The organism is Pseudomonas sp. K5002 (assembly GCF_013386655.1).
In the GTDB taxonomy this organism is placed as follows: Bacteria; Pseudomonadota; Gammaproteobacteria; order Pseudomonadales; family Pseudomonadaceae; genus Aquipseudomonas.
Genome location: NZ_JACARK010000852.1, coordinates 1 through 6,414, shown reverse-complemented (window position 1 = coordinate 6,414; position 6,414 = coordinate 1). Strand labels below are relative to the sequence as shown.

Sequence of the window (6,414 nt, the reverse complement as noted above, 5' to 3'; positions counted from 1 at the left end):
GGCAGATGCCAGCTGGCGCCGGCGTCCGGCGAGTAGGCCATGCTGGTGTAGCCGGCCTTGAAGCGTGCCGATTGCGCGGCGACGCGCAGGTCGCAGCACAAGGTGAGGTCCATGCCGGCACCGACCGCCGTGCCATTGATGGCGGCGAGGGTAGGTTTGTCGAGGGTGTGCAGGCGGGTCATCAGGGCGTGGGCGGTTTCGGTCCAGCCGTAGGTTTCGAGGGCGCCACGGGCTTCGGCATCGGCCCATTCGGCAAGGTCGGCACCGGCGCTGAAGCTGCGACCGCTGCCGGTCAGTACCACCACGCGCACAGCCGGGTCGCGGTTGAAACCGTCCAGCAAGGCATGCAGGTGCTTGAGGGTCGGGATGTCCAGGGCGTTGCGCCGGGGGCCGCGATTGAGGGTGATCCAGGCAACACCTGCCTGCACCTGAGTGAGCACGGACGGATCTGTAGTCATGGAATCCTCGAATTATTTTAATTGGCTTGAGGGGTGCGACATGGGGCGATACTAAACGAGTGTTCAGTAAGGAGGCAATCGGGTAACTGCAAATATTTTTCGAGGGGAAAATGCCGGCCCGGACATTGCGTCCAGGCGGCGCGGAATCGTCAGTTCAGGGTTTGATCTGGAAGCGCTTGCGCCCGCCCGACTGCAAGCCATCGACCCAGGCTTCGCAGATCTGGATGCCCTGCTCCGGGGTGAAGGTGCCGGGATTGAGCCCCGATTCCAGCCACAAGCCGTCGAGCAAGGCGCTCAAGGCGATGGCCGCCAAATCGGCATCGAACTGCTTCCAGCCCTCCTCCCCGGCCATGTCCACCAAGGCCGAACGCATGATGGTGCGGTACTCGCCATAGGAGTGTTCGTGGGCCTGGTTGATCGCCGGGGCCGTCTTGACCGCCCCCCAGAACACCAGCCAGGCATCCAGCAGTTGCGGGTCGAGCAATTCGGGGGAGAACGAGCCGCGGAAGAACGCCGACAGCCGCTCCCGCGGACTGGGCGGCGCCTTGGCCATCGCATCCCGCAGCAGGTCCATGACCTGCCGGGTGATTGACCGATAGGCCTCGGCCACCAGCTCATCCTTGCCCGAGTAGTGATGACTGATCAGCCCCACCGACACCCCGGCCTCGGCGCTGATCTTGCGGATCGACGCGCCCTGGAAGCCGTCGCGCTTGAGGCAGGCCAACGTCGCCTGCACCAGATTGGCCTTGCGCAACTCCGGTTCCATGCGGGAGAAACGGGATTCCTGGGTCATGAGGCGGTGTCCTTGGGTTGAGTCGGCTGGACGACTCTACCTCACTCCCGGAACCCCGGCGACACCCGATCCAGTAACCGCAGCAACGCCGCCCATGCCAGTTGCATGGCGTCCGGGTCTGCCAGTTCGCCCTCTTCCAGTGGCCGGCCTGGCTCGTTGAACTGCCGCTCGGTGTATTCACACACGTGCGCAGGCGGCAGGATCAGCTTGCCGCACGCCTGGGCGGCGATCTGGATATCGCAGGCCTTCTCCAGGTAATACATGCGCAGGAACGCCTGGCTGACCGTCTCCCCTACCGTCAACAAACCATGGTTGCGCAGCATCAACACCGGCTTGTCGCCGAGGTCGCGCACCAGTCGCTGTTGCTCGTCCATGTCCAGCGCCACGCCTTCGTAGTCGTGGTAGGCGACCTTGCCGTAGAACTCCATGGAAATCTGGTTCACCGGCAACAGCCCGCATTCCAGGGCCGCCACCGCACAGCCGGCGCGGGTGTGGGTGTGCAGCACGCACTGCGCATCTTCGCGGGCGCCGTGAATCGCGCTGTGAATCACAAACCCCGCCGGGTTGACACCATGGGCCGAAGCCTCGACCGCACGTCCGTCCAGGCCGATCTTCACCAGGCTGGAGGCGGTGATCTCCTCGAACATCAGCCCATAGGGGTTGATCAAAAAGTGATGCTCGGGCCCCGGGATACGCACCGAGATATGGGTGAAAATCAAATCGCTCATGCGAAAGTGCGCGATCAGCCGGTAGCAGGCGGCAAGCTCTTCGCGCAGCTGTCGTTCGGTGGCCCCAGGCATTTTTATTCTCCAGGCGGGTGGGTGATGTGGTTGACGCTAATCCAGTCGCCAGTAAAAAAACAAGTTGATTTTTTACTGAGGCTGACCTCCTATAGAAAAATAATAACAACAGCGCCTGGAGTATCCGCACCATGTCGCCCCATGCCTTTCCGCATCTTTTTGAACCGTTGGTACTGCGTGGCAAACGCCTGAAAAATCGCATCATGTCCAGCGGGCACGACACCTCGATGCCCACCGACAACCAGGTCAACGAGCAGTTGATCGCCTACCACCGGGCACGCGCCGAAGGCGGCGTGGGGTTGATTGTGTTGCAGGTGGCCGGGGTGCACGACAGCGCCCGCTACACCTCCCATGTGCTGATGGCCACCGATGACAGCTGCATCGACGGCTATCGCCGACTGGCCGAAACCTGCCACGCCCACGGCACCGTGGTGCTGTCGCAGATTTTCCATCCGGGGCGGGAAATCATGGAGTCGGCCGACGGTTTGCTGGCGGTGGCTTACTCGGCTTCCGGGGTGCCCAACGAACGCTTCCGGGTGATGCCGCGCGCCCTTGACCAGACAATGATCGACGAGATCGTCGCCGGCTACGGCGCTGCGGCAAGGCGCCTGTATCAGGCCGGGATTGACGGTGTGGAAGTGGTCGCCAGCCATGGTTACCTGCCCGCGCAATTTCTCAACCCGCGGGTGAATCGCCGCACCGACGGCTACAACGGCGAGCTGGAACAGCGCCTGCGTTTCCTGCGGGAAATCATCGCCACGGTGCGTGCCGAAACCGACGAGCACTTCATCATCGGGCTGCGCATTTCTGCCGATGAACGCGACCCCGAAGGCCTGACCGAAGAGGATTCCCTGGCCGCCGTGCAACAGCTGCAATCACACCTGGATTATGTGCACATCGTTGCCGGCACCTCGGCCTCCCTCGGCGGCGCGATCCATATCGTGCCGCCCATGGCCATTGCCCCGGCGTACCTGGCGACAGAAGCGGCGACGTTCAAGACGCACCTGTCGATTCCGCTGTTCGTTACCGGGCGCATCAACCAGCCCCAGGAGGCCGAATTGATGCTGCAACGCGGCCAGGCCGATGTGTGCGGCATGACCCGCGCGCTGATCTGCGACCCGCGCATGCCGGTCAAGACCTCAAGCGGCCATGCCGAGGATATACGCGCCTGCATCGCCTGCAATCAGGCGTGCATCGGCCACTTCCACAAAGGCCTGCCGATCTCCTGCATCCAGCATCCCGAGACCGGCCGCGAATTGCAGTTTGGCCAACTGCAACCGGCACTGCGACGCCAGCGGATCATGGTCGCCGGTGGCGGCCCGGCAGGGATGAAAGCGGCAGCGGTGGCGGCGCAGCGCGGACATGAGGTGACCTTGTATGAAGCCAGTGCCCAATTGGGCGGCCAGGTGCTTCTGGCGCAGTTACTGCCCCGACGCAGCGAGTTCGGCGGCGCCAGTACCAACCTGCAGCGCGAGATGGAACTGGCCGGGGTCCGCGTGGTGCGCAACACCCGCGTCGACCGCGCATTGGTGGAACGCGAACAACCTGACAGGGTGATCATCGCCACCGGCGCCGAGCCCTACTGGCCGGCCTTCGAACGCGGCGGCGAGCTACAGGTGGTGGATGCCTGGCAAGTGCTGCGCGATGAGGTGCAACTGGGCCGTTCGGTGGTCGTGGTGGACTGGCGTTGCGACTGGATCGGCCCGGGCATTGCCGAGCGCCTCACCCGTGCCGGCCATCAGGTGCAACTGGCGGTGAACGGCACCCATTGCGGGGAAAACCTGCCGTTGTACGTGCGTGACCAACTGGCCGGCGAACTGCATCGGCTGGGCATTCCGATCATCTCTTACGCCCGTTTGTACGGCTGCGACGACACTACCGTCTACCTGCAACACACCGCCAGCGGCGAGCCGATGCTGCTGGAAAATATCGACACCCTGGTGTTGTGCCAGGGCCACCAGCCGGTGGACACTCTGGGCGCAGAACTGGAAGGCCTGGTGGCGTTCACGCGGATCGGCGATTGCCTGGCGCCGCGTACCGCCGAAGAGGCGATTTATGAAGGATTGAAAGTAGCGTGGGACATTTGAACGACCAACCGCCACAGCTGTTTCTAGGCACCCGCATCCGCGGCTTGCGCAAGGCCCGGGGCATGACGCTTACCGAATTGGCGCAGATGAGCGAATTGACGGCCGGTTATATCAGCCAACTGGAACGCAACCTCGCCTACCCGTCGATCCCGGCCTTGTTCAACATCGCCCGCAGCCTGGGGGTGACGATCCAGTGGTTTTTTGCCAGCGAAACCACGCCGGCAGCGGAGGATGAAGGTTTTGTGGTGCGCAGGAACAATCGCCAGAGCATTCACTATGAGGACGGGATCGTCGACCAGTTGCTGACGCCCCTGCCCAATCATCAATTGGAGATGCTGCACTCGCGCTTTCCACCGGGCACCTATAGCCAGCAGAGCTATAGCCATGAGGGTGAAGAGGCGGGTTATGTGTTGAGCGGAACGTTTGAGTTATGGGTGGGCGAGCGGCATTTTCAGCTGACTGAAGGCGACAGTTTCAGCTTCCCCAGCAGTGAGCCCCATCGCTATGGCAACCCCGGAAAGGTGGATGCGGTGGTGATCTGGGTGATTACGCCGCCGACGTTTTAGACCGTTGGGGCAACTAAGGACGTTTCCTACGATACGCGGGGAGTTCTGGATGGGGGCCATCAGTAGTCGGTAAAAACGGCTCTTGCTATAAAACCGACTACTTTTTTATGAGGGTGCCGGTCATGTTTGAGTCGTTTGCGTGGTTCAAGAAACCCACTGAGGAAGATCTGGAAAATATCAGGGCTATCAAGCGGTACAAAACCATGAGGATAGTGGGTGAGTGGGGTATTTCTGTCGACCCGGCGGAAATCGCCAACTCACCCGAGTTCAAGGAACACAAGCGCAAGATACGTGAACTGATATTCAAATAACCCATGGGGCTACTACTGATACTGCCGTTACTGGTGAGTGGCTATTTGGTGTGTTTGAAACACCCCGGCCATTACTGCCGCCTCCACCGCTTTGAGGGCCAGTTACTCTATCTACAGGTCGCAAGATTAGGCTGGACCTGCCTCGTACTGTCGTTCGTACTGACCACTTTGATTCTTTGCCTGTCCAAACAGCCGCTGCAACTGGCTGGCCAGACAATCCCCATTGATTACAGTGCTTATCTGGGCAAGCTGCTGATAGAGCTGGATATTGCCACCGAGAGAAATCATGGCCTCTGGGTATTTTTGCTCCAGGTCGGCCTGACAGCCATGATCATTCCCTACTGCTGGGCGCGATTATTTGTGCGTTGGCGTCGACAAAGACTGCAACTTGCTTCAGAGGAGGAACTGAACCAGCAATTGATGCTCGAGCTTCTAACGGGGCGCCCCCTCAGGACCCTACTCAGGGAATCCATTGCGCGCGGCTCTCAATGCATGTTCACGCTGAACGATCGGAATGTTTATGTGGGCGTTGTTTCATCCATCTGCGAGCCGAATGAGTCCGAAGGTATAGATCACGCCTTCAGTCTGATTCCGACCTGCAGCGGCTATCGCGACAAGGACACCTTGGAAATCATCCTCGATACTGAATACCCGGATGCGTCAGACGCTATTTCCATCATGCTGCTCCAGGAAGCGGTGGTATCAGCCACCCGCTTTGACCCTGCGACGTGGATGTCTTTCCAATCCCGCATACGGGCGAAACCCCAGCCTATCCGGAGCTATCGTCGTGAGTCGGCACGCAGGAAAAAGACGCCAGGTGCCTGCGCCTGAGGTCCTCCCGCCAAACAGTAAACCTTCCAGCCATTCCCACATCTACCCGCCGGTTTCAGTGCACACAAAAACGCAACACTGAACTGCACCGATTGTGATGGCCGCGTCACACCGGGGTTTATATAGTCGTTCCTACTGCAACCCGCCATGAGCCAGCCGGCCCATCACAAGGAAGCGTTCGATGACTGACCTGCATACCCTTACGGCCGCCGAACTGTTGGCGCAATTTGCCAGCCGGCAACTCGCGCCCATCGACTACTACGACCAGCTCCTGGCCCACATCGACCGCTGGGAGCCGCAGATCAACGCGCTCTATGCCTTCGACCCGCAACAGGTGCGCCAGCAGGCCCAGGCCTCCACCGAGCGCTGGAACAAGGGCCAACCCAACGGCGCCCTTGATGGCGTACCGGTGACTCTCAAGGAATTGATCGCCACCGAAGGCGTGCCCATTCCCCTCGGCAGCGCGGCCACCCGCCTGACCCCGGCCCTCAGGGACGCACCGCCCGCAGCCCGCATGCGTGAAGCGGGCGCGATAATCCTGTCCAAGACCACCAACCCGGACTTCGGC

Annotated in this window: 7 protein-coding genes; 4 read left to right on the top strand and 3 right to left on the bottom strand. The window is 61.2% G+C overall.

Features of this window, described 5'->3' with window-relative positions:
* The 3 genes from HX846_RS29945 to HX846_RS29935 all read right to left on the bottom strand — a co-directional run.
* Positions 1-458: enoyl-CoA hydratase/isomerase family protein (locus HX846_RS29945; protein WP_178966762.1), on the bottom strand; the 458-nt coding region annotated here is incomplete at its 3' end.
* A gap of 154 nt (positions 459-612) precedes the next feature.
* Entirely contained in the window at positions 613-1,251 is a 639-nt protein-coding gene (locus HX846_RS29940; RefSeq protein WP_003208961.1) for a TetR family transcriptional regulator C-terminal domain-containing protein, read from the bottom strand.
* 41 nt (positions 1,252-1,292) lie between these two features.
* Positions 1,293-2,051 (bottom strand): class II aldolase/adducin family protein, encoded by a 759-nt coding sequence (locus tag HX846_RS29935; RefSeq protein ID WP_177022036.1) that lies wholly within the window; start codon positions 2,049-2,051, stop codon positions 1,293-1,295.
* A 131-nt stretch (positions 2,052-2,182) separates the two neighbouring features.
* On the opposite strand from HX846_RS29935, the gene HX846_RS29930 reads away from it, so the two are divergent.
* The 4 genes from HX846_RS29930 to HX846_RS29910 all read left to right on the top strand — a co-directional run.
* Entirely contained in the window at positions 2,183-4,138 is a 1,956-nt protein-coding gene (locus tag HX846_RS29930) for an FAD-dependent oxidoreductase (RefSeq protein WP_178966761.1), read from the top strand.
* Complete coding sequence (locus HX846_RS29925; protein WP_256740101.1) at positions 4,126-4,704, top strand: cupin domain-containing protein; 579 nt, start codon at positions 4,126-4,128, stop codon at positions 4,702-4,704. The genes HX846_RS29930 and HX846_RS29925 overlap by 13 nt, the downstream gene beginning before the upstream one ends.
* A gap of 314 nt (positions 4,705-5,018) precedes the next feature.
* Positions 5,019-5,846, top strand: coding sequence for a hypothetical protein (locus tag HX846_RS29915; protein WP_178966760.1), 828 nt, complete (start codon positions 5,019-5,021; stop codon positions 5,844-5,846).
* A gap of 181 nt (positions 5,847-6,027) precedes the next feature.
* Positions 6,028-6,414, top strand: a 387-nt coding sequence (locus HX846_RS29910) for an amidase family protein (protein ID WP_256740099.1), incomplete at its 3' end; no start/stop codon positions are given.